General features: G+C 71.6%; 24 protein-coding genes. 10 read left to right on the top strand and 14 right to left on the bottom strand.

From position 1 onward, the window contains the following. Positions 1-44 precede the first annotated feature (44 nt). From MMSR116_RS23050 to MMSR116_RS31455, 3 genes are all read right to left on the bottom strand, one after another. Entirely contained in the window at positions 45-1,478 is a 1,434-nt protein-coding gene (locus tag MMSR116_RS23050) for an MmgE/PrpD family protein (RefSeq protein ID WP_010686138.1), read from the bottom strand. After that, positions 1,475-2,665 carry a cystathionine beta-lyase gene (metC, locus tag MMSR116_RS23045; protein WP_010686139.1) on the bottom strand — a complete coding sequence of 397 codons (1,191 nt, stop codon included), beginning with the start codon at positions 2,663-2,665 and terminating at the stop codon, positions 1,475-1,477. Before metC ends, MMSR116_RS23050 begins: the two co-directional genes overlap by 4 nt. A gap of 107 nt (positions 2,666-2,772) precedes the next feature. Next, positions 2,773-2,946 (bottom strand): ribosome modulation factor, encoded by a 174-nt coding sequence (locus MMSR116_RS31455; protein ID WP_010686140.1) that lies wholly within the window; start codon positions 2,944-2,946, stop codon positions 2,773-2,775. An 88-nt stretch (positions 2,947-3,034) separates the two neighbouring features. Between MMSR116_RS31455 and MMSR116_RS23040 the strand changes: the two genes are divergently transcribed. Beyond that, positions 3,035-3,304, top strand: coding sequence for a hypothetical protein (locus MMSR116_RS23040; protein ID WP_010686141.1), 270 nt, complete (start codon positions 3,035-3,037; stop codon positions 3,302-3,304). A gap of 334 nt (positions 3,305-3,638) precedes the next feature. Here the strand turns inward: MMSR116_RS23040 and ntrC are convergent, their stop codons facing one another. Genes ntrC through dusB form a run of 3 tightly spaced genes read right to left on the bottom strand, consistent with a single transcriptional unit; the run spans position 3,639 to position 7,318 of the window. Further along, entirely contained in the window at positions 3,639-5,105 is a 1,467-nt protein-coding gene (gene ntrC / locus MMSR116_RS23035; RefSeq protein WP_010686142.1) for a nitrogen regulation protein NR(I), read from the bottom strand. A 48-nt stretch (positions 5,106-5,153) separates the two neighbouring features. After that, a complete protein-coding gene (locus MMSR116_RS23030; RefSeq protein ID WP_010686143.1) occupies positions 5,154-6,296 on the bottom strand; it encodes a two-component system sensor histidine kinase NtrB in 1,143 nt (380 codons plus the stop codon). After that, positions 6,293-7,318 (bottom strand): tRNA dihydrouridine synthase DusB, encoded by a 1,026-nt coding sequence (dusB, locus tag MMSR116_RS23025; protein ID WP_010686144.1) that lies wholly within the window; start codon positions 7,316-7,318, stop codon positions 6,293-6,295. Before dusB ends, MMSR116_RS23030 begins: the two co-directional genes overlap by 4 nt. A gap of 173 nt (positions 7,319-7,491) precedes the next feature. Here dusB and MMSR116_RS23020 point away from each other — a divergent pair, with 173 nt between their 5' ends. Further along, positions 7,492-8,823 carry a bifunctional 2-C-methyl-D-erythritol 4-phosphate cytidylyltransferase/2-C-methyl-D-erythritol 2,4-cyclodiphosphate synthase gene (locus MMSR116_RS23020; protein WP_010686145.1) on the top strand — a complete coding sequence of 444 codons (1,332 nt, stop codon included), beginning with the start codon at positions 7,492-7,494 and terminating at the stop codon, positions 8,821-8,823. 131 nt (positions 8,824-8,954) lie between these two features. On the opposite strand, the gene MMSR116_RS23015 is transcribed toward MMSR116_RS23020, so the two are convergent. Next, complete coding sequence (locus MMSR116_RS23015) at positions 8,955-9,353, bottom strand: MAPEG family protein (protein WP_010686146.1); 399 nt, start codon at positions 9,351-9,353, stop codon at positions 8,955-8,957. Positions 9,354-9,456: 103 nt separating this feature from the next. Here MMSR116_RS23015 and MMSR116_RS23010 point away from each other — a divergent pair, with 103 nt between their 5' ends. Continuing rightward, positions 9,457-9,954, top strand: coding sequence for a CinA family protein (locus MMSR116_RS23010; RefSeq protein WP_010686147.1), 498 nt, complete (start codon positions 9,457-9,459; stop codon positions 9,952-9,954). Between the two features lie 22 nt (positions 9,955-9,976). After that, complete coding sequence (locus MMSR116_RS23005; protein WP_010686148.1) at positions 9,977-11,194, top strand: FAD-dependent oxidoreductase; 1,218 nt, start codon at positions 9,977-9,979, stop codon at positions 11,192-11,194. Positions 11,195-11,408: 214 nt separating this feature from the next. Here MMSR116_RS23005 and MMSR116_RS23000 read toward each other — a convergent pair whose 3' ends face one another. From MMSR116_RS23000 to MMSR116_RS22970, 7 genes are all read right to left on the bottom strand, one after another. Next, complete coding sequence (locus MMSR116_RS23000; RefSeq protein ID WP_010686149.1) at positions 11,409-11,867, bottom strand: type II toxin-antitoxin system RatA family toxin; 459 nt, start codon at positions 11,865-11,867, stop codon at positions 11,409-11,411. A 15-nt stretch (positions 11,868-11,882) separates the two neighbouring features. Then, positions 11,883-12,866, bottom strand: a complete 984-nt coding sequence (gene lipA / locus MMSR116_RS22995) for a lipoyl synthase (RefSeq protein ID WP_010686150.1) — start codon at positions 12,864-12,866, stop codon at positions 11,883-11,885. Between the two features lie 137 nt (positions 12,867-13,003). Beyond that, the gene (locus MMSR116_RS22990; protein WP_010686151.1) at positions 13,004-13,735 is read right to left on the bottom strand and encodes an MIP/aquaporin family protein; all 732 of its coding nucleotides are present in this window, start codon (positions 13,733-13,735) and stop codon (positions 13,004-13,006) included. Positions 13,736-14,027: 292 nt separating this feature from the next. Beyond that, positions 14,028-15,533, bottom strand: coding sequence for a glycerol kinase GlpK (gene glpK / locus MMSR116_RS22985; protein ID WP_010686152.1), 1,506 nt, complete (start codon positions 15,531-15,533; stop codon positions 14,028-14,030). Between the two features lie 55 nt (positions 15,534-15,588). Further along, positions 15,589-17,121, bottom strand: a complete 1,533-nt coding sequence (gene glpD, locus MMSR116_RS22980; protein WP_039894329.1) for a glycerol-3-phosphate dehydrogenase — start codon at positions 17,119-17,121, stop codon at positions 15,589-15,591. A gap of 84 nt (positions 17,122-17,205) precedes the next feature. Next, positions 17,206-18,027 (bottom strand): DeoR/GlpR family DNA-binding transcription regulator, encoded by an 822-nt coding sequence (locus tag MMSR116_RS22975; RefSeq protein WP_010686154.1) that lies wholly within the window; start codon positions 18,025-18,027, stop codon positions 17,206-17,208. 236 nt (positions 18,028-18,263) lie between these two features. Continuing rightward, on the bottom strand, positions 18,264-18,509 hold the full coding sequence (locus MMSR116_RS22970; protein WP_039894330.1) for a hypothetical protein: 246 nt from the start codon (positions 18,507-18,509) through the stop codon (positions 18,264-18,266). A 182-nt stretch (positions 18,510-18,691) separates the two neighbouring features. On the opposite strand from MMSR116_RS22970, the gene MMSR116_RS22965 reads away from it, so the two are divergent. From MMSR116_RS22965 to cheB, 6 genes are read left to right on the top strand one after another with little or no spacing between them, the layout of a single operon-like run. Further along, positions 18,692-19,213, top strand: coding sequence for a chemotaxis protein CheW (locus MMSR116_RS22965; protein WP_010686156.1), 522 nt, complete (start codon positions 18,692-18,694; stop codon positions 19,211-19,213). A 7-nt stretch (positions 19,214-19,220) separates the two neighbouring features. Next, on the top strand, positions 19,221-20,732 hold the full coding sequence (locus MMSR116_RS22960) for a CheR family methyltransferase (protein ID WP_010686157.1): 1,512 nt from the start codon (positions 19,221-19,223) through the stop codon (positions 20,730-20,732). Beyond that, positions 20,732-21,340 carry a chemotaxis protein CheW gene (locus tag MMSR116_RS22955; RefSeq protein ID WP_010686158.1) on the top strand — a complete coding sequence of 203 codons (609 nt, stop codon included), beginning with the start codon at positions 20,732-20,734 and terminating at the stop codon, positions 21,338-21,340. The genes MMSR116_RS22960 and MMSR116_RS22955 overlap by 1 nt, the downstream gene beginning before the upstream one ends. A 30-nt stretch (positions 21,341-21,370) precedes the next feature. After that, the gene (locus MMSR116_RS22950) at positions 21,371-23,044 is read left to right on the top strand and encodes a methyl-accepting chemotaxis protein (protein ID WP_010686159.1); all 1,674 of its coding nucleotides are present in this window, start codon (positions 21,371-21,373) and stop codon (positions 23,042-23,044) included. A 13-nt stretch (positions 23,045-23,057) separates the two neighbouring features. Beyond that, a complete protein-coding gene (locus MMSR116_RS22945) occupies positions 23,058-25,319 on the top strand; it encodes a hybrid sensor histidine kinase/response regulator (protein ID WP_010686160.1) in 2,262 nt (753 codons plus the stop codon). After that, the gene (gene cheB, locus MMSR116_RS22940) at positions 25,316-26,383 is read left to right on the top strand and encodes a chemotaxis-specific protein-glutamate methyltransferase CheB (protein WP_039894331.1); all 1,068 of its coding nucleotides are present in this window, start codon (positions 25,316-25,318) and stop codon (positions 26,381-26,383) included. The genes MMSR116_RS22945 and cheB overlap by 4 nt, the downstream gene beginning before the upstream one ends. The last annotated feature ends 2 nt before the right edge of the window (positions 26,384-26,385 follow it).

Below are 26,385 nucleotides of genomic sequence, written 5' to 3'. Positions count from 1 at the left end.
ACATGGCTGGCCGCGTCAGCGGCACCGCAGAACCGCCCTCCCCCTCACGCGGTGAGGAGCGGGCGCAATTCGCGCATGTCGGCGACGGCCTCCAGGGCGTTGACCCGCGCGATCAGGCGCTCCGTAGCGTCCGGCCCGAGGACCGGCGCCATCAGGTCCCGCGCCTTGGCGTTCACCGCCTCGGTGCTTAGCGGGTTCTCCTTGGTGCCGGGCGGATGGCGGGTGTGGTGTTCCACGGTCCGGCCGTCCGCCAGCGTGATCGCCACCACGGCACCGCGCGGTGCGGCCGGGTCCATCAGGGCCGGGTCGCCCACCAGCTCGACCTTCGCGCGCTCCGCGGCGATCGCGGGATCGTGCATCAGGCCGGCATCGTGACTGTCGGCAAAGGAGACGCCACCCTTCACCAGGGCCAGCGCCACGAGGTGCTGGCAACTCACATCCGGCATGGCACTCGATCCGACGATGCCGACTGCATCGGTGGGCACCTTCACCAGGATGTGCCGCACGGTCTCCGGCGTGAGCCCGTATTGCCGGCGCAGCATCAGCGTCGCGTCGAGGGGCGACTGGATCGGGTAGCCCACCGAGAAGGTCTTGATCGCCGTCTCGGTGACGAAGAAGCGGCTGCCGAGCCCGTCCAGCATCAGCTCGGGCTTGGGTGCCGTCGAGAGGGCGTTGAGCAGGTTGTGGCGCCCGTCGAGCACGTCGGCGACGCCGGTGAGGCCGGCCTCGACCATGCCCACCGCGGTCACGCCGTTGCGCGCGCCCATGCCGGCGAAGTCGAACGCCTTCTCCACATGGTCCTTGTCGCGCACCCAGCTCCAGAGGCCGGAGACCTGCTGGGCCGCGTAGGAGAGCGCGAAGCGCATGCCGCGCTCGTCGAGGCGGGCCAGCGAGGCCGCGGCGCCGAGCGCCCCGAAGGTCGAGCTGGTGCCCTCGGCGCTCCGGTGCGCGCCGCGCACGAGGTCGGGCCCGAGGGCGAGGAGCAGGCGGCAGCAGAGATCGTAGCCGAGCGCCACCGCGCGGACGAACTCGGCGCCGGAATTGCCGTGCAGCTCGGCGAGCGCCAGGGCCGCCGGCACGGTGGCGCAGCCGGGATGCGCTTTGGTCACCGGTTCGAAATCGTCGGTCTCGTCCGCGTGGGCGCACATGGCGTTGGCGAGCGCCGCGTTGACCGTCGTGGTCCGGAAGCCGGAGGCCACGACACCCGCCTGCTCGGTGCCGCCGAGGCCCCGGACGTAGGTAAGAGCCATCTCGCCCGGCCGCATCCGGGCGCCCGAGACCATCGCGGCCAGGGTGTCGAGGATCCGGTGCTTGCAGGCGGTCAGCACCTCCGGCGGAAGCGCCTGTTCCCGCGCGGCCGCCATGTAGCGGGCGAGGCGGGCGGTGACCTCCGCCTCCGCGGCCGCGGCGGGCAGGCTGCCCGCGAGGGCGAGCGCGCCGGCGCCCTGGATCAGGCGGCGCCTCGTCGGCGCGCTCACGCGGCGACCCGCAGGCGCGCGAAGCCGGCGTCGAGGTCGGCCTTGAGGTCGGCGGTGTCCTCCAGCCCGATGTGGAAGCGCAGCGCCGGCCCGCCGGGGGACCATTTTGTGGCGGTGCGGTAGCCGGCGCAGTCGAACGGGATCACGAGGCTCTCGAACCCACCCCACGAGAAGCCCATCCCGAACAGCTGCAGGCCGTCCAGCATGGCGGCGACCGCGGCTTCGGGCACCGGCTTGAGGATCACGCCGAACAGCCCGGAGGCGCCGGAGAAGTCGCGCTTCCAGATCGCGTGGCCGGGATCCTCCGGCAGCCCGGGATGGAGGACGCGCAGCACTTCCGGCCGCGCCTGGAGCCACTGCGCCATCTCGAGGCCCGCGCGGCCGTGCTCGCGCAACCGAAGGTTCATGGTGCGCATGCCGCGCAGCGCGAGGAAGATGTCTTCCGCGCCCGCGCACATGGCGAAATGATCGAAGGTCCGGCGCACCGCCGGAAAGTACCGGGCGTTGGCGGAGGTGAGGCCGATCAGCAGGTCCGAGCCGCCGCTCAGGTACTTGGTGCCGGCCTCCACGGCGATGTCGACGCCCCGCTCGTGCGGCGGGAACAGCAGCGGCGTCGCCCAGGTGTTGTCCATGATCACGCAGGCGTCGTGGGCGTGTGCGACGGCGGCGATGGCCGGGACGTCCTGCATCTCGAAGCTCTGCGATCCGGGCGCCTCGACCAGCACCGCCCGGGTGTTCGGGCGCATCAGTTCCGCGATGCCGGCCCCGATGATCGGGTCGTAGTAGGTGACCGCGACGCCGTAGCGGGCCAGCACGCCGTCGCAGAACTGGCGGGTCGGCCGGTAGGCGGAATCGGTGACGAGGAGGTGGTCGCCCGCCGAGACCGCGGCCATCAGCGCGACCGTCAGCGCCGCGAGGCCCGAGGGCGTCACCACCGTCCCGGCGGCGCCGGCCAGTTCCGTCCAGGCCGCCGTCAGCGCGTCCATGGTGGGCGTCGCCGACGTCCCGTAATTGTAGCGCCCGCGCCGGTGCTTGATCGCGTCGTAGGTCGGATAGAGGACCGTCGAGCCGCGGTAGATCGGCGTGTTGACGAAGCCGTGCTGCTCCCCCGGATCCCGACCCGCATGGACGAGGCGCGTTGCGGGCGCGAAAGTCTGCTTGGCGTCGGGCGAGGGCTTCAGGGACATCGGGGCTCGGCGATGGGGTTGCGCTGCGGTGCACGAAGCGCCCCTCGCCCGTCGAGGTCAAGCCGGATACCCCGTGCTGCCCCGCTCAGGTCAAACATGCCCCGTGTTCACGGCTTCTCGGGCGGGTCGGAGTTCACGGCCTCCTCGTAGGCCTCCATCCAGGCCGCGCGCTCCTGCGAACCCTCCGGATAGGGGCATTCGCTGACGGGCTTGCCGTAGAGGCGGGCGTTGCGGCCCTGGATGAACGGGCTGTCGCTCGCAGTGGCCTGGGCGTTGGTCAATATCGCCTCCCGAAGATTGGGGGTGGGGCTTCGTTAACGGCCTCGCCCCTATTCTGTTGCCGTCTCAAGTCGCGTCCCGGGTCGTCGCGTGCGTATCCTGCGTTCCCTCTTCGGCGGCGTCCTCGTCCTGGCCTCGACGGCGGTCGTCGTGTTCGTCAGTGCCGACCGGCTGGCCCATCTGGCGCCGGCACCGGTGGCCCGCGCCGCCCAGGCCGAGCCGTCCGCCACCGGTTCGCTCCCGGCGCCGGCCAAGGCCACGCCCGCCACGAAGCCCGCTGTTCCCAGTATCCCGAACGGCTTCGATACCGAGCGTCTGCACGCGTTGATGCGCGGCGACCCGATACTGCCTGGACGCTGAGCGCCCGCAGCCTCATGCCCATCCTGGACCTGATCCTGAGGGGTCGGGGCGCAGCGGAGGCCTTGAAGGGGCCCACCGGGCTGCCGCGCGACGCCCGAGGAATTCCCGTGGGGCCGCCGCGGAACCTGAGAATTCGGGGGACTGTTCGGAAGGCCGGTCTGCAGACGCGTTGCTTCACCGGTGACCATTCGAACGCTGCGGTCGACGCGCGCCTCCCGTCATCACGCGCGCAGCGAAGTGACCCAGGGCGGAGCGCCACTGGGTTGCTTCGCTGCGCTCGCAAAGACGGCGGCGCCGAAGCTATCAGCCGGAAGCGGTATCGGATCTCGGCCGCCTACCGAGCCGTCCGAAAGACCTGCAGGTCGAGGTCGCGCACCTTCTTGCGAAGGGTGTTGCGGTTGACCCCGAGGAGCTCCGCTGCGCGAATCTGATTGCCGCGGGTGGCGGCCAGCGCCGCGCCGATCAGCGGGCCTTCGATCTCCCGCAGGATCCGGTGATAGAGGCCGGGGGGCGGCAGCGTGTCCCGGTAACCCGAGAAATAATCCGAGAGGTGGCGCTCCACCGCGCTCGAGAGGCTCTCGGACTCAGCCCCGGCCTTGCGGGCGCCGCCGTTGGCGTTCGGGTTGGCGGGCGCGGCCAGCGGAAGGGTGTCGAGCTCGGCCTCGATCACCGGGCCGGTGATCGTCTCCTGCGGGTAGAGCGCGGCGAGCCGCCGGACGAGGTTTTCCAGTTCGCGGACGTTGCCGGGCCAGCGGTAGCGCTTGAGCCGCTCCATGGCGTCGCCGTCCAGCGTCTTGCGGGTGAGGCCCTCGCGCTCCACCAGCACGAAGAAGTGGCGGACGAGGTCCGGTACGTCCTCGGACCGCTCCCGCAGGGCCGGCAGCCGCAGCGGAACGACGTTGAGGCGGAAGAACAGATCCTCGCGAAAGATGCCCTGCTGGATCGAGATCCGCAGGTCCTTGTTGGTCGCCGCGATGATCCGGACGTTGGTCTTGATCGGCACCCGGCCGCCCACCGTGGTGTACTCGCCCTGCTGCAGGACGCGCAGCAGGCGGGTCTGCGCCTCCATGGGCATGTCGCCGATCTCGTCGAGGAACAGCGTGCCGCCCTCGGCCTGCTCGAACCGGCCGGCGGAGCGCTGGAGCGCCCCCGTGAACGCGCCCTTCTCGTGGCCGAACAGCTCGGACTCGATCAGGTCGCGCGGGATCGCCGCCATGTTGACCGGCACGAACGGGCCGGTGCGGCGGCGGCCGTAATCGTGCAGCGCCCGGGCGACCAGCTCCTTGCCGGTGCCGGACTCGCCGGTGATCATCACGGTCAGGTCGGTGGGCATCAGCCGGGCGAGGGCCCGATAGATCTCCTGCATGGCCGGCGAGCGGCCGACCAGCGGGATGTCCTCGTTCTCGGGGGGCGCCCCGGCCGGCGCCGCGCCGCGGGGGCGCGAGAGCGCCCGGCCCACGATGGCGATCAGCTCCTTCAGGTCGAAGGGCTTCGGCAGGTACTCGTAGGCGCCCCGCTCCGAGGCTCGGATCGCCGTCATGAAGGTGTTCTGCGCGCTCATCACGATGATCGGCAGCTCGGGGCGCACGCGCTTGATGCGCGGCAGCAGGTCGAACACGTTCTCGTCGGGCATCACCACGTCGGTGATGACGAGGTCGCCCTCCCCCTGCGCGACCCAGCGCCAGAGGGTGGCGCAGTTGCCCGTCGAGCGCACCTCGTAGCCCGCCCGTGACAGCGCTTGGTTGAGCACGGTGCGGATGGCGGCGTCGTCGTCGGCGACGATGATGTGGCCGTTCGGCATGACTCTCTACTCAGACCTCCGACGGGGGGCCGGATTCGGGGATCGACATCACGGATCGACCGCCGATTCGCGCCCGTCCCGGGCACTCGACATCGGCAGAAGGATGCGGAACGCCGTGCGGCGCGGGGCGGGATCGCACTCGACGATCCCGCCGTGATCGCCGACGATCTTGGCCACCAAAGCAAGACCCAGGCCGGAGCCTTGAGCCTTGGTGGTGACGAACGGGTCGAACAGGTCGGGCAGCAGGTCGGCCGAGATGCCCGGGCCGTTGTCGCGCACCGCCACCTCGATCGGCAGGCTGACGCGCTCGCGCGAGCCCGGCACTTGGAGCCGCAGGCCGGTGCGGAAGGCGGTCGACAGGGTGATCTCGCCCTCGACGGCGTCCGGCCCGATCGCCTCGGCGGCGTTCTTCACGAGGTTGAGGATCACCTGAACCAGCTGGTCGCGGTTGCCGAGCACCGGCGGCAGCGACGGGTCGTAGGTCTCGATGAAGCGGATATGCCGCGCGAAGCCCGACTGCGCCGAGCGCTTCACCTGATCGAGAACCCCGTGGACATTGACGGCGCCCCGGTCGGAGGGACGCTCGTCGCCGAAGAGTTCCATGCGCTCGACGATGCGGACGATCCGGTCGGATTCGTCGCAGATCAGCCGGGTGAGCATCCGGTCCTCCTCGGCGCCGGTGCTCTCCAGGAGCTGCGCGGCGCCGCGGATGCCCGCCAGCGGATTCTTGATCTCGTGGGCCAGCATGGCGCCGAGCGCCACCATCGAGCGCGCGGCGCCCCGATGGGTGAGCTGTCGGTTCATCTTGTCGGCGATGGTGCGCTCCTGGAGCATCATCACCACGGAGTCGCCGTCGTCGCCGAGCGGCGTCGCGAAGACGTCGACGCTGCGCTCCAGCCCGAGCCGGGGCTGGGTCAGCTCGACCCGGTACTCGCTGACGCTGGCGCGGCGGCGACGCACCTCGGCCACCAGCGCGATGATCGGCGAGGCGAACGGGATGATGTCGCGCAGGCGGCGGCGCTGCATCAGCCGGGCGGAGTAGTCGAAGAAGGCCTCGGCCGCGTGGTTGCAGTGGAGGATCCGCTCGTCTCCGCCGATCGTCAGGACCGGGAGCGGCAGGGCGTTGAGCACGGCCTCCGCGGCGGTGTCGCGCCGGCCGCCGCTCTCCGGGGGGAGGGACTCGTCGGTCACGCGGCCTCCCGGACCGTGTCCGCCGGACCTGCGAAGGCCCGGGCCAGCAGCGTGAGCGCGATTCCCGGATCGGTGGTCGTCAGGAGCGCCGAGCGCTCGGCCGGATCCAGCGCGCCGCCGGTCTCGGCATAGGCGGCGAGGTGCTTGCGGGCATGCCGCACCCCCATGTCGCGTCCGTAGAGCGACAGAAGGCCGGTGTAGTGCTCGGCAGCGAGGGCAGCCTGTTCCGCCCGGGCGGGCTCGGAGGCGGGCCGGCCGGCAAGGGCCGCCGCGATCCGGCCGACCAGCCAGGGCCGACCGGTGGCGGCCCGCCCGATCATCACCCCTGCGGCTCCCGAGGCCGCCAGGCAGGCGCGGGCGCTGGCGAGATCAACCACGTCGCCGTTGGCGATCACCGGGATCGACACCGCCTCGACCACGTCGCGGATCGCCGTCCAGTCGGCCCGCCCCTTGTAGAATTGCTGCCGGGTCCGCCCGTGGACCGTCACGGCGTTCAGGCCCAGCCGCTCGGAGCGGACGGCGAGATCCGCGGCGTTCCGGCTCGCATCATCCCAGCCGAGGCGCATCTTGACCGTGACCGGCACCGAGACCGCTCCGCGGACCGCCGCGAGCAGGCGCTCCGCATGGTCGAGGTCGCGCATCAGCGCCGAGCCCGAGGCCACGCCGGTGACGATCTTGGCCGGACAGCCCATGTTCACGTCGATCACGTGGGCACCGCCGGCCTCCGCCATCCGGGCGGCCTCCGCCATCGGGTTCGCCTCGCAGCCGACGAGCTGAACCACGTGGAGGTCGACGCCGGTCCCCTCCGCGCGCAGGGCCGCCTCTCCGGACCCGCGGGCGAGATCCCGCGCCGCTACCATCTCGGAGATCACCGCATCGGCCCCAGAGCGGCGGGCGATGCGACGCATGTGAAGGTCGGTGACGCCCGACAGGGGCGCGAGCAGGCAGAGCGGACGGGCTTCCACCGCTCCGGCATTCGCAGCTCCGCGGCGCAGCGCGCTCAAATAATGATCAGTCGCCATTCTGCACAACAATGAGGCAAGGCCGGTCCGCTGGCAAGCGGGGCCGCGCGTTGATTTCGAACCCTCCCCCGCTTAAACGACGGGCACCCGCCGCGGCAGAGCTCCGGCGGCACGGCCGACTAGCGCGCCGGCCGCCGCCCTGCATGCTTCAGGAATCCACGAGACATTCGCCCATGTCCGCCACCGGCACACCAGCCACCGGACCTGCCAGTGCGGGAACCGGCGTCGCCGCGGTGGTGGTGGCGGCGGGCCGCGGTATCCGCATCGGCGGCGGCACGCCCAAGCAGTACCGCCGCGTCGGCGGGCAGGCGGTCCTGACGCGGACGCTGGCCGCCCTCGCCGCCCAGGACGCGATCGACCGGATTCAGCCGGTGATCGCGGCCGACGCGGCGGAGTTCTTCCGCTCTTGCCTCGACGAGCTCGCTCCCGCGGTCCGGACGAAGATCGCCGAGCCCGTCGAGGGCGGCGCCACGCGCCAGCTCTCCGTGCGGGCCGGGCTGGAGGCTCTGGCGGCGGGCGCCGAGCCCGAGATCGTGCTGGTCCACGACGCGGCGCGCCCCTATGTGGACGCGGCGCTGATCGCCCGCGCGATCGGGGCGGGCCGGGATCACGGCGCGGCCGTGCCCGGCGTGCCGGTGACCGACACGGTCAAGCGCGTGGTCGACATCGCTCCGGGCATCGGCCGGGTGCACGAGACCCCACCCCGGGAGCACCTGCGCGCGGTGCAGACGCCCCAGGCCTTCGCCTTCGGCCCGCTGCTCGGCGCCCACCGGGACGCCGCCGCGCAGGGCCTCGACGGCTTCACCGACGACGGCGCGCTGGCCGAATGGGCCGGCTTACCGGTGGTGGTTTTTGCCGGCGATGTCGCCAACCGCAAGATTACACAGCCCGCCGACCTGATCGAGGCCGACCGCGCCTTCGCGTCGGAAACCCTTGAGACGCCAGCGCCCGGAGCCCGCGCCATGACCACCTACGTCACCCGCCTCGGCACCGGCTTCGACGTGCACGCCTTCACCACCGGCGACCATGTCTGGCTGGGCGGCGTGAAGATCCCGGCCGACCGCGGCGTGCTCGCCCATTCCGACGGGGACGTGGCGCTCCACGCGCTGACCGACGCACTGCTGGGCGCCATCGCGGACGGCGATATCGGAACGCATTTCCCGCCCTCAGACGAGCGCTGGCGCGGCGCATCCTCGGACCAGTTCCTCGCCCATGCCTGCGACCTCGTCCGAGCCCGCGGCGGCCGCATCGACCACCTCGACATCACCGTGCTGGCCGAGGCGCCGCGCATCGGAAAGCACCGCGAGGAGATCCGGGCACGCATCGCGGCCATCGCGGGCGTGCCGCTGTCGGCGGTCTCCATCAAGGCGACGACCACGGAGAAGCTCGGCTTCGTCGGGCGGGCGGAGGGGCTCGCCGCCCAGGCCGCCGCGACCGTGCGGCTGCCCGAGGAGGACGGCCCCGCCCTCGATGCCCAGGCCGAGACGGCGATGCGGCAGGGCTGATCGTTTCCGTTCCCGGCCGCGGGCTCCCGAGACGCGGTCGTGGGGAACACGCGCGTCCTTCCTGGCGGGCAACGATTGTCGCGCGGGCGCTGTCGGCAGACCGTGACTGGCTCTCTGTTCCGTGACCCGCCTCAGGCCGTGCGAAGGAGCAGCGCGATCGCGGCGACGCCGAGCGTCGCCAGCGTCAGCAGGATGCCGCCGCCCCGGCAGGCGAACTGACGCGGGGAGTTCGGCGGCGCGAACATCCCGATCGGGTGCAGGATCCGGCCGACGAGGAGCGCGACCAGCAGCCCTTGCACCAGCCCGTGGCCGCCGCCGCCGGCTTCCAGCAGGCCGATCAGGATGAGCGCCAGCGGCACGTATTCCGAGAAATTGGCGTGCGAGCGAATACGCTTGAGCACCGCGTCGTCGCCGCCGTCGCCGAGCAGGACGTTGTCGGAGACCCGGCTCCCGATCACCCATCCCGACAGGCCCAGGTAGACGAGGGCGAGCAGCCCAGCAAAGAAGGCCGTGGTCGCGGGGAAGATCATGGATGGGGTGTCTCCGGGTTGGGGCCGCCGGTCCTTGAGCCCGGCTCGGCCTTGAGTCACAACACGAGATAGGGCGTGACCGTCCGAGGGGAGCCCGTTCGCGATGATCGACGACGCCGAGCTTCTCGCCCGGGCTGAGGCTCTGGTGGCAGCCTACGCGGCGGCCGGGTGCACCATCGCCACGGCCGAGTCCTGCACCGGCGGCCTCGTGGCTGGCCTGCTTACCGCCGTTCCCGGGTCTTCCGCCGTTCTGGAGCGCGGCTTCGTCACTTATTCCAATGCGGCGAAGGCCGAGGCGATCGGCGTTCCGATGGACGTGATCCGCCAGCACGGCGCCGTCAGCGAGCCGGTCGCGCGGGCGATGGCCATCGGAACGCTCGCCGCGGCACCGGCCTCCGTGGCCGTGGCGATCACCGGCATCGCCGGCCCGGGCGGGGGCAGCGCCGGGAAGCCGGTGGGGCTGGTCCATTTCGGTCTCGCGCTGCGGGATGGCGCCGCGCGCCATCTGGAGCGGCGCTACGGCGATCTGGGTCGCGCGGGCATCCGCCGGGCCGCCGTGGCCGACGCGCTCGGCCTCCTGGAGAATGCCTTGGGCAACTGATCACGGTTCGGGGAGGACGGCCATGGACACGGTGAAGACCCGCCTCTGCGTCGTCGGCGGCGGTCCCGCCGGGATGATGGCCGGGCTGCTTTTCGCGCGGGCCGGAATCGACGTGCTCGTCCTAGAGAAGCACGCGGATTTCCTGCGCGACTTCCGCGGCGATACGATTCATCCCTCCACCCTCGACCTGATGGACGAACTCGGATTCACCGAGCGCTTCCGTGCCCTTCCGCAGCGCCGCGTCGAGAACTTCTCGGGCGTCGTGGCCGGGCGCAGCTACCGGGTCGCGGATTTCAGCCGGCTGCCGACCCGGAACCGCTTCCTGTCGTTCATGCCGCAATGGGATTTCCTGGACTTCCTGGCCGGCGAGGCTGGGCGCTATCCGACCTTTCGCCTGCTCCGCCGCACCGAGGCGCAGGACCTGATCGCGGAGCAGGGCCGCGTCGCGGGGGTGCGCGCGACCGGGCCGGACGGTCCGGTCGAGCTCCGGTCCGACCTCGTGCTCTGCGCGGACGGCCGCCATTCGCGGATGCGTGCGCAGGCCGGCTTGATACCCCGCGCCTTCGGGGCACCCATCGACGTGCTGTGGTTCCGCCTGCCGCGCCGGGACGGAGATCCGGAGGCGGCGGCCGGCCGATTCGGGCCGGGACGGATCCTGATCACCCTCGACCGGGGCGATGCGTGGCAATGTGCCTACGTGGTGCCGAAGGGCGGCGACGCGGCGCTGCGCGCGAAGGGCCTGCCGGCGTTCCGGGCCGCGGTGGCGCAGATTGCGCCGTTCCTGGCCGACCGCACCGACGCCATCGCCGACTGGGACGCCGTCAAGCTCCTGACCGTCACCGTCGACCGGCTCGATTGCTGGCACCGCCCGGGGCTGCTCTGCATCGGTGACGCCGCGCACGCGATGTCGCCGGTGGGTGGCGTCGGGATCAACCTCGCGATCCAGGATGCGGTGGCGGCGGCCAATCTCCTGGCCGAGCCGCTGAGGGCCGGACCCGTTGCCGAGGCCGACCTCGCCCGGGTCCAGGCCCGGCGGATGTTCCCCGTTCGGGCGACGCAGGCGCTGCAGCGGGTGATCCAGTCCCGCGTGATCGCGGCCTCGCTTGCGGCCGACGCGCCGTTCCGGGCGCCGCTGGCGCTCCGGATCCTCGATGCGGTGCGACCGCTTCAGGTCCTGCCGGCGCGGATGATCGGGATGGGTGTGCGGCCCGAGCACGTGCGCGTGCCGATGCGGGCCTGACGCCGTCCTTGCGGGCAGCTCGCCGCGCCAGTGATCCCACCCTCCCCCTCATCCTGAGGTGCCTGCGTCAGCGGATCTCGAAGGAGCGCTCAAGGGATCGCGCGGCCGACTGAAGGGCGCCTTCGAGGCCTCCGCTGCGCTCCGGCACCTCAGGATGAGGTCGATGGATTGGACCACCGTCTTCGCGGCGCTACGGCGCAAGCGATGACGGGTCCTACGCCCGCGCCCCGTACATCCGATCCGCGCGCCCCTCGAAGGCATCGGTGAACTTACGGAAGGCCCGGTCGAACATCGAACCCATGAGGAGCCCCAGGGTGCGGCTCTTGAACTCGTAGGTGATGAAGAAGTCGACGTTGCAGCCGCCGCCCTGGCCGTCCTTGAACAGCCAGCGATTCTCCAGGTGCCGGAACGGGCCGTCGATATACTCGGCCACGATCTTGAGGTTTGCCGGATCGAGGGTCACCCGGGTGGTGAAGCGCTCCCGGATCGCCTTGTAGCCCACGCCCATCTCGGCGATCAGCACCTGCCCGCCGTCGGGCATATCCTGCCGGCGGATCACCCGGAGGGATTCGCAGAGCGGCAGGAATTCGGGGTAACGCTCCACGTCGGCGACGAGGTCGTACATCTGCTGCGGCGAATGCTTCACCGCGCGGGTGACCCGGAAGGACGGCATGGTGTTCGGGTTTCCTCAGGCCGAGAGCGCGGGCGACAGTTTGGCCAGACGCGCCGCCTGAAGTCGCGAAAAGTCCTCGCCCGCATGGTGCGACGAACGCGTCAGGGGCGTCGCCGACACCAGCAGGAAGCCCTTGGCGTAGGCGGTGGTCTCGTAGGCCTTGAACTCCTCCGGGGGGACGAAGCGCACGACCTCGTGGTGCTTCTTCGACGGCTGCAAATACTGGCCGATGGTGAGGAAGTCGACGTCGGCCGAGCGCAGGTCGTCCATGAGCTGGAGCACCTCGTTCCGCTCCTCGCCCAGCCCGACCATGATGCCGGACTTGGTGAAGATGGCGGGGTTGAGCTCCTTCACCCGCTGGAGCAGGCGCACGGAGTGGAAGTAGCGGGCGCCGGGCCGCACCGTGAGGTACTTGGCCGGGACCGTCTCCAGGTTGTGGTTGAAGACGTCGGGCTTGGCGGCGACCACGACCTCGAGCGCGCCGTCCTTGCGCAGGAAGTCGGGCGTCAGGATCTCCACCGTGGTGCCGGGGCTCGCCCGCCGGATCGCCGCGATGGTGCGGGCGAAGTGCTCGGCGCCCCCGTCTTTCAGGTCGTCCCGGTCGACCGACGTGATGACGACGTGGTGCAGGCCGAGCTTGGCGACCGAATCGGCAATTTTCTCAGGTTCATGCTGATCCAGGGCGTCGGGCAGGCCGGTGCGCACGTTGCAGAAGGCGCAGGCCCGCGTGCAGGTGTCGCCCATGATCATGAAGGTGGCGTGCCGCTTCTCCCAGCATTCGCCGATATTCGGGCAGCCCGCCTCCTCGCAGACCGTGACGAGCCCGTGCTCGCGCACGATCTTCTGCGTCTCGGTCCAGGCCTTGGAGCCCGGCGCCTTCACGCGGATCCAGTCCGGCTTCTTGGCCTGGACGGGCTGATCGGGCCGGTGCGCCTTCTCGGGATGGCGCAGGCGGTCCGGCCGCGGATCGTTCTTCAGGATGTCGAGGACGACGGCCATGAGTCGGGGGCTGCCACACCGCGGGAAGCGCCCCGAGGGCGCGGTCGTGATGGCCCTGACTTAAGGCTGAAGGCCGCGCGCCGCAAACCGCCGCGACGCAGGGACGCCCCGCGGCGGTTGAGGGTGGGCCCGTTCCGTCAGATCCCCAGCGCCCGGACGAACAGCCCGGCCAGCACGGCGCCAACCATCGGGGCCGCCACGGGGATCAGCGCGTAGCTCCAGTCGGACGAGCCTTTGCCGGCGATCGGCAGCACCGCATGGGCCACGCGCGGCCCGAGGTCGCGGGCTGGGTTGATGGCGTAGCCGGTGGTGCCGCCGAGCGACAGGCCGATGCCCCAGACCAGCATGCCGACCATGTAGGGCGCGACGGCCCGCGGGATGGCGCCGGCCGAGCCGAGCGTGGTGGTCACGAGGGCGGAGATAGTCAGGATCAGGAAGAAGGTCGCGATGATCTCGGAGAGCCAGTTGGACTTCGCGTCCCGGATCGCAGGGCCGGTGCAGAAGCAGGCGAGCTTGAGGCCGGGATCCTGGGTCGCGCCCCAGTGCGGCAGGTAATGGAGCCAGACGATCACGGCGCCCACGAAGGCGCCGAGCATCTGGGCCGGGATGTATGTGGCAAGCTTGCTGTAATCGCCGGAACTGACCGCACCTGCCACGGTGACCGCCGGGTTGATGTGGGCGTCGGCGCTGCCGGTGGCGTTGGCCACGAAGACCCCGGCGAGGACCGCGAAGGCCCAGCCCGCCGTGATGGCGATCCAGCCGGCGTTCTCGCCCTTGGAATGCTTGAGCAGGGCGCCGGCCACCACGCCGTCGCCGAGCACGATCAAGGTCATCGTACCCAGGAATTCGCCCAGGAATGGTGATGTCATAATCTTGTCTCCCCCGTTCGCTGCTTTTTGTGAAAGTTCAAAGCTTTGGCGAGCGCGTGATCGCTGGGAGCGGTCACGGATATTGGCGCGGATTTAATTAAGCTGCCTCATCCTGAGGTGCCGAACTGAAGCGTAGACCCCGAAGGAAAACTCCAGCGACCGCGCGGTTGGCTGGAACCCTCCGTCGAGGCGGCTTCGCCGCACCTCAGGATGATGTCGCGGGTTGGGATGGTGGTTGTCACGAGGGCGTAAGGCCAACGTGCCGCGCGCACGGACCCCGGCGGCCTGCCGCTCAATCCTCGTCGGTCTTCCAGTCGAAGGAGCGCTGCACCGCCCGGCTCCAGGCGGCGGCGATCTTCTCGCGCTGGCCGGCATCCATCTTCGGGGTCCAGCGCTGGTCCACGCCCCAGTTGCGCTTGAGATCGTCGAGACCCTTCCAGTAGCCGACCGCCAGACCCGCCGCGTAGGCGGCGCCGAGCGCGGTGGTCTCGGCCACCTTCGGGCGCACCACCGGCACGTCGAGCAGGTCGGACTGGAACTGCATCAGCGTGTTGTTGGCGACCATGCCGCCATCGGCCCGGAGTTCCTTGACGGGAATGCCCGAATCCTTCGCCATCGCCTGCAGCACCTCGCGGGTCTGGAAGGCGGTCGCCTCCAGCACCGAGCGGGCGATGTGGCCGCGGTTGACGTAGCGGGTCAGGCCGATGATCAGGCCGCGGGCGCCCTCGTTCCAGTGCGGCGCGTAGAGCCCCGAGAAGGCCGGCACGAAGTAGACGCCACCATTGTCCTCGACCGTGGTCGCGAGCGTCTCGACCTCGGCCGAATCCTTGATCATGTGCAGGTTGTCGCGCAGCCACTGCACCAAGGCGCCCGTGATGGCGATCGAGCCCTCCAGCGCGTAGGCGGGTTTGTGGCCGTCGAGGCGGTAGGCGAGCGTCGTGACGAGGCCGGCCTTCGACGGCACCGGCTCCTCGCCGGTGTTCATCAGCGCGAAGCAGCCGGTGCCGTAGGTGTTCTTGGCCTCGCCCGGCGCGAAGCAGGTCTGGCCGAACAGGGCCGCCTGCTGGTCGCCCAGAATGCCGGCGATCGGCACGCCGGCGAACGGCGCCTTGGTCTCCCCGTAGACCTCGCTCGACGAGACGATCCGCGGCAGCATCGCCCTCGGGATGCCGAAGGTCGTCAGCATGCCGTCGTCCCAGTCGAGGGTCTTGAGCGACATGAGCTGCGTGCGGCTGGCGTTGGTCACGTCGGTGACGTGGAGGCCGCCCTCCGTCCCCCCGGTGAGGTTCCAGACGAGCCACGTGTCGATGTTGCCGAACAGGACGTCGCCGGCCTCGGCCTTCGCGCGGGCGCCTTCGACATGGTCGAGCAGCCACCGCAGCTTCAACCCGGAAAAGTAGCTCGCCAGCGGCAGGCCGGTGAGGTCGCGGAACCGGTCGCGGCCGCCGTCGCGGGCGAATTCGGCCACCAACCGGTCGTTGCGGGTGTCCTGCCAGACGAGCGCGTTGTGCAGCGGCTTGCCGGTCGTCCGGTCCCAGATCAGCGTGGTCTCGCGCTGGTTGGTGATGCCCACCGCGGCGAGATCGGAGGGCTGGAGCCCGCCCTTCTCCAGCGCCTCGCGCATCACCCCTTGCGTCTTCGTCCAGATCTCGCCGGCGTCGTGCTCGACATGGCCGGGGGCCGGATAGATCTGCGCGTGCTCGGCCTGGGCGAGGGCGATGACGCTGCCCTCCCGGTCGAACACGATGAAGCGGCTGCTTGTGGTGCCCTGGTCGATGGCCCCGACGTAACGGCTCATCGTTCCCTCCCCTGTTATGCCCGACCGGTCTGCCGCCGGATCGGGGCCGAAAAGATCAGGCCGCCTCGGCCCTGCGGTCGAGGTAGGCGGCAAGGCGCGCCGCGCTCTCTGGACTCGTACGCAGGCCGAGCTTCGAGCGCCGCCACAGGATGTCCTCGGCGGTCACCGCCCATTCCTCGGTGCGCAGGTAATCGACCTCGGCCGCCGTCAGGCCGCCGTCGAAGGCTTCGCCGAGATCCGCCATGGAACGCGCGGTCCCGACGATGTCCCGCGCCCGCGTTCCGTAGGCGCGGGCGAGGCGTCGGGCGGTCTCGTCGGGCAGGAACGGCTTCTCCGCCTTCAGCTTGGCCAGGAACTGGTCGAAGTCCGAATCCTTCATCGCCCCACCCGGCAGCACCGCGTCCCCGGTCCAGGCCTTCTTGAGGTGCGGGAAGTAGGGTTTGAGCTTCTCCAGCGCGTGCTCGGCGAGTCGCCGGTAGGTGGTGATCTTGCCGCCGAACACCGACAGCACCGCCGCCGTCCCGCCCTGGTCCTCGACGTCGAGGACGTAGTCGCGGGTCACCGCGGAGGCGTTCTCGGCCGCGTCGTCGTAGAGCGGGCGCACGCCCGAGTAGCTCCAGACCACGTCGGCCGGGGTGATCTTGGTGTCGAACGAGCGGTTGATGCAGCCGCAGAGGTAGTCGGTCTCCTCCGCGGAGATCGAGACCGGGCCGGGCTCGCCGTCGTAGGGCACGTCGGTGGTGCCGATCAGCGTGAAGTCGCGCTCATAGGGGATCGCGAAGATGATGCGCTTGTCGGGCTGCTGCAGGATGTAGGCCTGATCGCCTTCGAACAGCCGCTTGACCACGATGTGGCTGCCCTTGATCAGCCGCACCGCCGCGCGGCTGTTGATGCCGAGCGTGCCGCCGAGCGTCTCGCTGACCCATGGGCCGGCGGCGTTGACGACGGCCTTCGCGTGGATCGTCCGCTCGGCGCCGCCGCGCTCGTCGCGCAGGGTCGCGACCCACCTGTTTCCTTCTCGCCGGGCTGAGACCACGCCGGTGCGGGTCAGCACCGTGGCGCCGCGCTCGCGGGCGTCCATGGCGTTGAGCACCACGAGGCGGCTGTCCTCGACCCAGCAGTCGGAATAGACGAAGCCGCGCGTCAGGCGCTTCTGCAGCGGCGTACCGTACTCGGAGCTGCGCAGGTCGACCCCGTGCGAGCCCGGCAGGGTCCGCAGCCGCGCCAAGTGATCGTAGAGGAACAGGCCGAGCCGCAGCATCCAGGCCGGGCGCAGGCCCTCGTCGTGGGGCAGCACGAAGCGCAGCGGCCAGATCACGTGCGGGGCGAGCCGCAGCAGCCGCTCGCGCTCGGCCAGTGCCTCGCGGACGAGGCGGAACTCGTAATATTCGAGGTAGCGCAGGCCGCCGTGGATCAGCTTCGTCGAGGACGAGGAGGTGAAGCCCGCCAGATCCCCGCGCTCGGCCAGCAGGACCGACAGGCCGCGGCCGGCCGCGTCCCGGGCGATGCCGGTGCCGTTGATGCCGCCGCCAACGACCAGAAGATCGTAGACGTCGGACGGCTCGCGCTGGCGCGTTGCTGCCGCCATGGTTCCTCCAATGCCGCCCTCGCGGCGGATTGGCATTATATTGACCCGGCTGCGAATTTTCGCAAGCGAAAAATTCAATGTTCGTTACGGTTCGTCGCTGGGGTCCGCGACCGCCAGCTTCACCCCCTGGCGCTCCAGCAACGCGACAATCTCCTCCGGCGGCATCCGGTCGGTGAAGAAGGTGTCGACCTGATCGAGCCGTCCGACCTGAACCATTGGGCGCCGGGTGAACTTGGTGTGATCGGCGACCAGGAAGGTCTTCCGGGCATGCGACAGGATCGTCTGCGTCGCACGCACCTCCTCGTAATCGTAGTCGAGAAGCGCCCCGTCGGCGTCGATGCCGCTGATGCCGATCACCGCTACGTCGACCCGGAACTGGCTGAGCGTGTCGCAGGTGAGCTGGCCCAGAACTGCACCGTCGCGGTTGCGCACCGTCCCACCCGCCACGACGATGCGGAACTCCGTAGATTCGGCGAGCGAGATCGCGACGTTGAGGTTGTTGGTGATGATGCTCAGATCGTCATGCCGGGCGAGTTCCCGGGCCACCGCCTCGGGCGTCGTGCCGATGTTGATGAAGACCGAGCAGTGGGACGGGATGCGGCTCGCCGCCAACCGGCCGATCCGGGTCTTCTCCGGCAGCAGGGTCACCCGCCGGTCCGCATAGTCGATGTTCTCGACGCTGGAGGGCAGGCCGCCGCCACCGCGGTAGCGCTCGAGCCGCCCCTCGGCGCTCAGCTCGTTGAGGTCGCGCCGAATCGTCTGGACAGTGACGCCGAACTGCGCGGCCAGCGCCTCGATGGTCACGAAGCCGCGCTGGCGCACCGTGGCCACAATGGCGCTTCGCCGGCCCTCCACGCCCACAGCCTCGGTCCGGTCCTCGGACCTGCGGTCGAGCGGTCGCGACATCTCCAAACCCCCCGGGATCCTCATGCCCTAGTAGCCTGATGTTCGTTTTCGAACATCTTCCGATTGAAATGCGGTTCGCGCAAGCTCGAACCCGCCGTCTCGGACCCACGAATCCTTGCCGGGCCGATTTATAATTCCATCCGTCTGCTCGCGTGCAGACACGAAAAAGGCCTGCCGCGGGTGCGACAGGCCGGATCCGGCAGGCAACGCCGCGTCCGCGGCGGAGCCCGCGCGTGTTACATGTGGTGACGCATGCGGCGGTGATGCTTCATCATGCGCTTGCGCTTCATCTGCCGGCGCATGACCGGACGCGACGCGGGGGCGACACCCCGCTCCATCGCGGCCGCCTCACCGGCACGCTCCATGCCGCCGCGCGGGCCGCCGGCCTGCGAGCCAGAGGCGTTGTAGGGCGAGTTACCCTGGGCATAGGCGGAGCCCGCGAGCAGCGTCAGCGACGCGGCGGCCAACAGAAGTTTCCTCATCGTCAATCCCTGGCGTAGACCGGCGCAGGCAAAGCTTCGCACCTCGTCAGGCATGTTGCCGCTGCGTCGGAAAATAAGCGGCTCAGACGAGACTTGGTTCCGCAGCCTCGTCCCGTTCGCAGCGCACGATTGCCGGACGCGTTAACGCGACCTATGTCGCGACCCGTCCCGGTCCGGCCCGGATGGGACGAATGGGGGAGCAGGTGGCGGTGGCCAGCAGCGGTTCGGCCTATCTCCTCCTCGACGTGGCCGGCACGCCCTGCGCCCTGCCGCGCGCCGCCGTCGCCGAAGTGCTGCCGCTGCCCGTCCTGCACAACCCGCCCGCCGCCGGAGGCTGGCTCAAAGGCTTCCTCAATCTCGGCGGCGCGCCTGTTCCGGTGATCGACCTCGCGGCCCTGCTCGGCCTGCGTCCGGCGGCGGCGGATCCCGGCCTCTACGCGCATCTCGTTCTGACCCACGGCAACGCGCTCGCCTATCTCGTCGATCGCGCCGCCGACCTCGTGTCGGTCCCCAGTTCCGCGATCCGGCCGGCGGAGGAGGCCGGATCCATCAACGGCTGCGTCGCAGCCGAACTTGTCCTCGGCGACCGCCTCGTCCACGCGCTGGCGCCGGAACGCCTCCTGACGGCGCAGGAGACGGCGCGGGTCGAGGCGCTGGCGCGGGCCGCCGCCGAGCGGCTCGCCGCGTTGCCCGGACCTGTCTGAGCACGCGATGGCGCGCCTGCGCAGTCCCCGCCCCGATCCGGGTGCCGACCCCGCCTACGCCGCCCTGAAGGCGCGGATCATCGCGCGCACCGGCCATCATTACTACGCCGACAAGGACGAATTGCTGATCGAGCGTCTGCATCGCCGCTTCCGTGCCGCCGCCATCCCCGATTGCGCCGCCTACGCCGCCCTTTTGTCGGACGGCGACGCGGGCGAGGCCGAATGGGCGCGCCTGGAGGCCGAGATCACCGTCGGCGAGACGTTCTTCTTCCGCTACGCCGAGCAGTTCGAGGCCCTGCGCGGGACGATTTTGCCTGCGCTGGTCGCGGCCCGGGACTCCGAGCGCACCCTCCGGATCTGGAGCGCCGGCTGCTCGACGGGTGCCGAGCCCTACTCTCTGGCGATCCTCGTGCGGGAGATTCTCGGGGACGCCCTGCCCGACTGGCGGGTCACGATCCTCGGCACCGACATCAGCACCGAGGCCCTGGCCACCGCCCGTGCCGCCGAGTACGGCCGCTGGGCCCTGCGCACCATGCCGCCGGAGGAGCGGCTGCGCTACTTCACCCGCCTGCCGCCCGCCCCCGGGATCCGGCGCGAGGGCGGCTACGCCCTGCGCCCGGAATACCGCGCGCTGGTGCGGTTTGAGCGCGGCAACCTCCTGACGCTCGCGGAGCCGGGGCCGTCGACCGCGGGACCGGATCTGGTTTTCGACCTGATCCTGTGCCGCAACGTGCTCATCTACTTCGAGGCCCGGACGGTCACCGCCGTCGTGCGCGGCCTCAGTCACCGATTGCGGCCGGACGGCTGGCTGCTCCTCGGCCACGCCGAGCCGAGCCCCGCCTTCGCGAGCTTCCTCGATGCGGTCAGCCTTCCTGGGACCGTCGCCTATCGCCGTCTCGCGGAGGCGCCGCCTTCGCAAGCCCTGCCCTCGCCGCTCCCGCCCCCCGCGGCGGTTACGGCACCGACGGCGCCGCCCGCCTCCCCGGCGGCGAAGCCCGATCATGTCGGGGATGCGTCACCGGCCCTCCTCCCGCTCGCGACGCCCGACACCGGCGAGGCGGCGGAGGCCGCGGCTGTCCGCGACGGCATGGAGGAGCCCGGGACCGTCGACCGGATCCGCGCCCTCGCCGATGCCGGCGAGACCGGCGCGGCTTGGCGCGCCCTGCGCGCGGCCGTCGACGGGGATCCAACCGACCCGGTGCTGCGGCTGTACGAGGGACTCCTCGCCCGCTCGCTCGGGCGCGACGCCGAGGCAGAGCGGGCGCTGCGGGCGGCGCTCTACCTCGACCGGCGCTTCGTGATGGCCCACTACCATCTCGGGCTGCTGCTGATTGCCCTGGGACGCCAGGGCGAGGCGGCCCGCGCCCTCGACAACGCGGTCGTCCTCAGCCAAGCCCTCGCGGTGGACGCGCCCGTCCCCGAGAGCGACGGTGCCACCGCCGCCGAAGTCGCCGCCGGTGCGGTGGCGGCCCGGGACGGCCTCGACCGGGGTCGCGACGCCCACAGGAGAAGGTCCTGATGGAATCGAGGCCGCGAGCAGAGGGGAGCCGTCCACCGGGCCGGCCGGAGCGCGATCTGCGGGCCGAGCGCGCCGCGGCCCTCGCCCGGCGCGGGAACGCCGCGGTGCGGTCCGAAGCGGGCGTCGAGCATCTCGTCTGCCTCTGCAAGGACGAACGCTTCGGCGTACCGATGGCCGCGGTCGCGCAGGTCCTGCCGATGCGGCCCTGCACGCCCGTCCCCGGCGCGGTGCCGGCGCTGGTCGGACTCGTCGCCCTGTCCGGCCGGATCGTCGGCGTGCTCAGCCTCGCCCGGGCCCTCGGGCGGCCCGATGCCGCGACCGATCCCGACGCGGGCGCGGGCCATCTGGTCGTCCTGCGCGGCGCGCAAGCCCATCCGCAGGCGCCCGCCTCCGTCCCGGTCCAGGCGCGGTCCCTCGCCTTCGCGGTCGACCGCGTGCTCGGGATCGCCCGGGCGGCGGGCACCGCCCCGGCCTCATCGGGCGGCCCGGACGCCGGCGGGTTGGGCAACGAGGCCGCTTCCGGCTATGCCCCCGGGGCGGCGGGCGACAGCCGTCCGGATTTCGTCGTGATCGATCTTCCCCGCCTTCTGCGCCGCGCCCTGCCCTGACGGCGCCCCCACTCGGAGTCCATCCCGACCGTGACCCTCTCGATCGGACGACGCATCCTTCTCGGCTTCTTCGCCGTCACCGTGGTCATCGTGGCGCTGGGCTTCTACGCGCTGGCGCAGATCGGGGCGGTGCGCGACACGGCCGACGCGATCGTCCGGCGCGACATGGCTGTGCTGCGCCAGCTCGACGATCTCGGAAACGAGGCCCGCGACCTCGGACTCCTGCGCCGCAACGCCGTGATCGCGATGCTGACGCAGGCCCAGGGCCGGCAGGCCCGCTCCGAGGACATCCTGGCCGCCTGGCGCCAGACCGCCGACCGGATCGAGGGCCGCCTCACCGCCATCGCGCAACTCGCCTCCGAGTATCAGGCCTCCTCGGCCTCCTCGGAGCGCGCCGCCGCCTGGGACCGGGTCGCCGCGGCGGCGGCCGACGTGCAGAGCGCGTTCGGCGAGGTCCGGACCCTGGGCGAGGCCCAGTTCGCCGCGATCGCCAAGCAGGACGCGGCCGCCGTGGAATCCCGCAACGACGATATCACCCGCCTTCAGGCGCCGTTCCTGGGCGGGATCAAGACGCTCAGGACGCTGCTCGATGGCGGCATGGCGGTCGGCCAGCGCGCCGCGCAGGCGGTCTACGAGCGCTCCCGCCTCTCGATCTACCTGACGCTGGCGGCCTCGGTGCTGCTCGCGCTCCTCGTCACGTGGCTGATCAGCCGCGCGGTGGTGCGGCCCCTGGAGACCGTCATGCGCTTTGTGGAGCGGGTCGGCGACGGCGACCTGTCGGGACAGCTCGAAGCCCGGCGGCAGGACGAGGTCGGCCGTCTTGCGGGGACCTTGAACGCGATGGTGTCCGGGCTGTCGGACCTTGCGCGGACCAACCGGGCGGCGACGGCCGACCTGAACGCGGCGGCGGCCGAGATCCGCGCCTCGGCGCAGGAGCAGGCGGCCTCGGTCGAGCAGCAGTTCGCGGCCGTGCAGGAGACGGCGGCCACGGTCGACGAGATCACGCACTCGGGCGCGCAGATCTCGAAGCGCGCCACCGAGGTGATCGCCACCGCCCAGGCGACCGCCCAGACCTCGCGCCAGGGCCTGCGGGCGGTCTCCGACACGGCCAAGGCGATGGAGGCGATCCGCGAGCAGGCGGAAGCGGTGGCCGGCAACATCGTCAGCCTGTCGGAGAAGACCCAGACGATCGGCGACATCATCGGGACGGTCAACGACATCTCGGAGCGCACGCACCTGCTGGCGCTGAACGCGGCCATCGAGGCGGCGGCGGCCGGCGAGAGCGGCCTGAGCTTTGCGGTCGTGGCCTCCGAGATGAAGCTTCTGGCCGATCAGGCGAAGGCGGCCACCGGCCAGGTGCGGGGTCTGCTGGGCGAGATCCAGCGGGGCATCAACACGTCGGTGATGCTGACGGAGGAGGCGGTGAAGCGGGCGGCGGCGGGCAAGACGCGCTCGGACACGACGCAGCGCACGATCGAGGAGATCACCGCGCGGGTGGAGGAGAACGTGCAGACGTTCCAGCAGATCGTGGCCTCGACGAACCAGCAGCAGCTCGGGATCGAGCAGGTGATGGGGGCGCTGCAGAACATCCGGCAGGCCAGCCAGCAGACCGCGGCCGGCACGCGGCAGGTGGAGGCGGCCTCCGCCAACCTCACCGAACTCGCCCAGGCCCTCATGGCCCTGGCCGAACGATACCGGCACTGAGGGCGGACACGTCTTGGCCGAGGATATCCGCCAGCTCCTGCTCGCCGCCTTCGATGTCGAGCACCGGGAGCACGTCGCGGCGATCCGGGCGGCGCTCGGAAGCACTCATCCGGACTGGAACGACGTCTTCCGCCGCGCCCACTCGCTGAAGGGGGCGTCCCGCGCCGTCGATCTGCCCGCCGTCGAGGCGGTCGCCCACCGCTTGGAGACTTTGTTCGAGGGCGTCCGGACCGGCGCCACCGCCCTGGACCGGGAGGCGGCCAACGCCGTCCACCTCGCCCTCGACCGGGTCGAGGCGTACGTCGCCGGCCTCAAGGGCGGGGCCGGACCGGAGATGCCCGCGGACGCGCTGGACGCCCTCGGGCGCCTCCTCGGTCTACCGGGCGCCGCGCCGCAGGCCGCCTCCGTCACGGAACTGCCTGCCCCGCCCGCGCCGGCTCCCCAGACCTCGGACCCCGCAGCTGCGCGGCCGCCGGCGCCGGATACCGCCCCGGCGTCGCCCGACGCGTCTCCCCCGAAGCCGCAGGCCGAGCCGGCCGATCCCGGCACGGCGTTCCTGCGCGTGCCAGGGGAGGCCGTGGAGGCGCTGGCGCGGGCGACCCACGACCTCGCCAGCACCCTCGCGGGCCACGCCCCGGCCGCCGAAGGCCTCGCCCGCCTCGCCCGCCTGGCCCGGGACCTACGCACCGGCGCCGAGGCCCTCGCCGCCGGGGCCGACGCGGCGCGGCCCGAATGGCGCAGTTTCGCGGCCCGCGTCGGCAGCTTCGCCCGCGAGATTACCGACCTGTCCCGGCGCCAGACCACGGCCACCAGCGCCCTGGAGGGCGCCGCCGCCCGGGTCCGCTCCGCGGCGGAGCGGCTCGCCCTGGTCCCGGCGGAGACGGTCCTGGCGCCCCTCGCCCGGTCGCTCCGCGAGACCGCCCGGGAGCAGGGCCGCGAGGTCGACATCGACCTGCGCGGCCTCGACCTGCCGGTGGAGCGCGGCACGCTTCAGGTCCTGAAGGACCCGCTTCTCCACGCCCTGCGCAATGCGCTGAGCCATGGCTGGGAGCCACCGGAGGTGCGCCGCGCCGCCGGCAAGCCCGAGGTGCTGGGCCTCCGGCTGGAGATCGCGGTGCGCGGCTCCCGCCTCCAGGTCACGGTGTCGGATGACGGGCCCGGTCCGAATCTGGCCCGGATCGAGGCCGCCGCTCGGGAACGCGATCTCCTGGCCCCGGACGCGCCCGCCGATCCCGAATCCCTGCTGCGCCTCGTCTTCGAGGCCGGCTTCTCCACCGCGGAGGCGGTCGATACGCTGTCGGGGCGTGGCTACGGCCTCTCCGTGGCGGCGGATGCCGCCCGCCAGCTGCTCGGCACCGTGCGCCTGGAGGCGCGCGCGCCGGCAGGGACGGCCTTGGTCTTCAGCCTGCCCCTGTCGGCGGCCCGGCGCAGCCTGCTCCTGGTCGAGGCGGCGGGGCGCAGCTACGCCCTGCCGGGCGGCGCGGTCGAGCGCCTCCTGCGTCTGAGGCGCGACGCGCTGCCGGTGGCGATGGGCCGCACGATCCTGCGGCTCGGCGAGGGCGACGCGGCGACGAGCCATCCTGTAAGCGAACTCGCACAGGTCCTCGGCGCGGTTCCGGCACCCGCCGACCCCGCCACCCTGGTCGCCGTGGTGCTCCGGGCGGGGAACGGCCGCGTGGTCCTCGCGGTCGACCGCCTGCACGACGTGCGCACGCTCCTGGTCCTGCCGGCGCCCGACTTCGGCGCCGATCCGGATCTGATCGCCGGCACCGCGGTGCTGCCCGGCGACGTCCCGGTGCTCGTCCTCGATCCTGAAGGCCTCGCCGCGCGCGCGTCGGTCGGATCGGCCGGAACGATGGCGCAGGCTCCACGTTCGACGACTCACGCGCCCTCGCGCGCGTCGGCCCGCGCGACGATCCTGGTCGTCGACGATTCGATCACCACCCGAACCTTGGAGAAGGGGATCTTGGAAGCCGCCGGCTACCGCGTGGTCGTCTGCGTGGACGGTCAGGACGCCCTCGACCGGCTCCGGGCCGAGATCGAGCCCGTGGACCTCGTCCTCGCCGACGTGGAGATGCCGCGCCTCGACGGGTTCGGCCTGCTTCAGGCGCTCCGGGCAGACGAGCGCTTCGCCCGTCTCCCGGCGATCCTGATGACCTCCCGCGGGGACGCCGCCGACGTGGCCCGGGGCCTCGACCTCGGCGCGGACGCCTACCTGACCAAGCAGACCTTCGACCAGCGCCAGCTGCTCGACACGATCGGGCAGCTCCTATGACCCCGGTCCGCGTCATGCTGGTCGAGGACAGCCTCGTGGTGCGCGAACTCCTGCGCCACATCGTCTCCCGCGACGAGCGGCTCGAGGTCGTCGCGGCGGTCGCCTCGGGCGAGGAGGCGCTCGAGAAGCTCCGCACGGTGCGGCCGGACGTGATCTCGATGGATATCCGGCTGCCCGGCATCGACGGGCTGGAGACCACGCGGCGGATCATGGCCGAGCACCCGACGCCGATCGTCGTAGTGGCGGACTCGGTCGAGGATTCCTCCCTGCGGATCTCGATGAACGCGCTCCGGGCCGGCGCCCTGTCGGTGGTGGAGAAGCCCGTGGCCACCACCCATGCCGGCTACGAGTCGGTGGCCGGCGAGATCTGCACGCAGCTGCGGATCATGGCTCAGGTCCCGGTGATCCGCCGCCGCCCGATCGGCACAGAATGGGCCGGCCGCAACGGCTCCACGCCGCAGGCGCAGCCGGCCGAGCTGCCTGGGCTGGCGCCGAGCCTCCTGGGGATCGGGGCCTCCACGGGCGGTCCCCCCGCGCTCGCCCGGGTGATCGGCGCGCTTCCGAGCGACTTCCCGCTGCCCGTTCTGGTGGTCCAGCACATGGGTGCGGCCTTCATGGACGGATTCGCCAGCTGGCTCGACAGCGTCGTGACCCTGCCGGTAGGCCTCGCCCGGGACGGCGAGCGCGCCGAGCCCGGCCGCGTCTACGTGGCTCCGGGCGACCGGCACCTTGAGATCGGCTCGGGCCGGATCCTGCGGGTGGTCCATTCCGCGCCGGTTTCCGGGCAGCGCCCGGCCGCCACCGTGCTGTTCCGCTCGATGGCCCGGCAGAGCGGGGCCTCCGGGATCGGCGTGCTGCTCACCGGCATGGGCGAGGACGGGGCAGCCGGCCTCGCCGACATGCACAAGGCCGGCGCCCAGACCGTGGCGGAACACGAGAGCACCGCGGTGGTCTACGGCATGCCGGCTGCGGCGGTGCGGCTCGGCGCCGCCCGCGCGGTCCTTCCCCTCGACCGGATCGCCGACCACGTCCTGCGCCTCGTCGAACCGGGTGCGCGGCCGTGACG

Source organism: Methylobacterium mesophilicum SR1.6/6, assembly GCF_000364445.2.
Classification (GTDB): domain Bacteria; phylum Pseudomonadota; class Alphaproteobacteria; order Rhizobiales; family Beijerinckiaceae; genus Methylobacterium; species Methylobacterium mesophilicum_A.
The sequence above is the reverse complement of the archived record's forward strand: the minus strand, read 5'-3'. Positions and strand labels throughout refer to the sequence as shown.

Excerpts from the sequence above, each read along its gene's own strand:
- glpK (WP_010686152.1), bottom strand. The coding sequence starts at position 15,533 with ATGAGCCGTTACGTCGGGGCCATCGACCAGGGCACCACAAGCAGCCGC.
- cheB (WP_039894331.1), top strand. The coding sequence starts at position 25,316 with ATGACCCCGGTCCGCGTCATGCTGGTCGAGGACAGCCTCGTGGTGCGC.
- MMSR116_RS23020 (WP_010686145.1), top strand. The coding sequence starts at position 7,492 with ATGTCCGCCACCGGCACACCAGCCACCGGACCTGCCAGTGCGGGAACC.
- ntrC (WP_010686142.1), bottom strand. The coding sequence starts at position 5,105 with ATGCCGAACGGCCACATCATCGTCGCCGACGACGACGCCGCCATCCGC.
- MMSR116_RS23000 (WP_010686149.1), bottom strand. The coding sequence starts at position 11,867 with ATGCCGTCCTTCCGGGTCACCCGCGCGGTGAAGCATTCGCCGCAGCAG.
- MMSR116_RS23005 (WP_010686148.1), top strand. The coding sequence starts at position 9,977 with ATGGACACGGTGAAGACCCGCCTCTGCGTCGTCGGCGGCGGTCCCGCC.
- lipA (WP_010686150.1), bottom strand. The coding sequence starts at position 12,866 with ATGGCCGTCGTCCTCGACATCCTGAAGAACGATCCGCGGCCGGACCGC.
- dusB (WP_010686144.1), bottom strand. The coding sequence starts at position 7,318 with ATGGCGACTGATCATTATTTGAGCGCGCTGCGCCGCGGAGCTGCGAAT.
- MMSR116_RS22990 (WP_010686151.1), bottom strand. The coding sequence starts at position 13,735 with ATGACATCACCATTCCTGGGCGAATTCCTGGGTACGATGACCTTGATC.
- glpD (WP_039894329.1), bottom strand. The coding sequence starts at position 17,121 with ATGGCGGCAGCAACGCGCCAGCGCGAGCCGTCCGACGTCTACGATCTT.
- MMSR116_RS23015 (WP_010686146.1), bottom strand. The coding sequence starts at position 9,353 with ATGATCTTCCCCGCGACCACGGCCTTCTTTGCTGGGCTGCTCGCCCTC.
- metC (WP_010686139.1), bottom strand. The coding sequence starts at position 2,665 with ATGTCCCTGAAGCCCTCGCCCGACGCCAAGCAGACTTTCGCGCCCGCA.
- MMSR116_RS22960 (WP_010686157.1), top strand. The coding sequence starts at position 19,221 with ATGGCGCGCCTGCGCAGTCCCCGCCCCGATCCGGGTGCCGACCCCGCC.
- MMSR116_RS22975 (WP_010686154.1), bottom strand. The coding sequence starts at position 18,027 with ATGTCGCGACCGCTCGACCGCAGGTCCGAGGACCGGACCGAGGCTGTG.
- MMSR116_RS22970 (WP_039894330.1), bottom strand. The coding sequence starts at position 18,509 with ATGAGGAAACTTCTGTTGGCCGCCGCGTCGCTGACGCTGCTCGCGGGC.
- MMSR116_RS22965 (WP_010686156.1), top strand. The coding sequence starts at position 18,692 with ATGGGACGAATGGGGGAGCAGGTGGCGGTGGCCAGCAGCGGTTCGGCC.
- MMSR116_RS23010 (WP_010686147.1), top strand. The coding sequence starts at position 9,457 with ATGATCGACGACGCCGAGCTTCTCGCCCGGGCTGAGGCTCTGGTGGCA.
- MMSR116_RS22955 (WP_010686158.1), top strand. The coding sequence starts at position 20,732 with ATGGAATCGAGGCCGCGAGCAGAGGGGAGCCGTCCACCGGGCCGGCCG.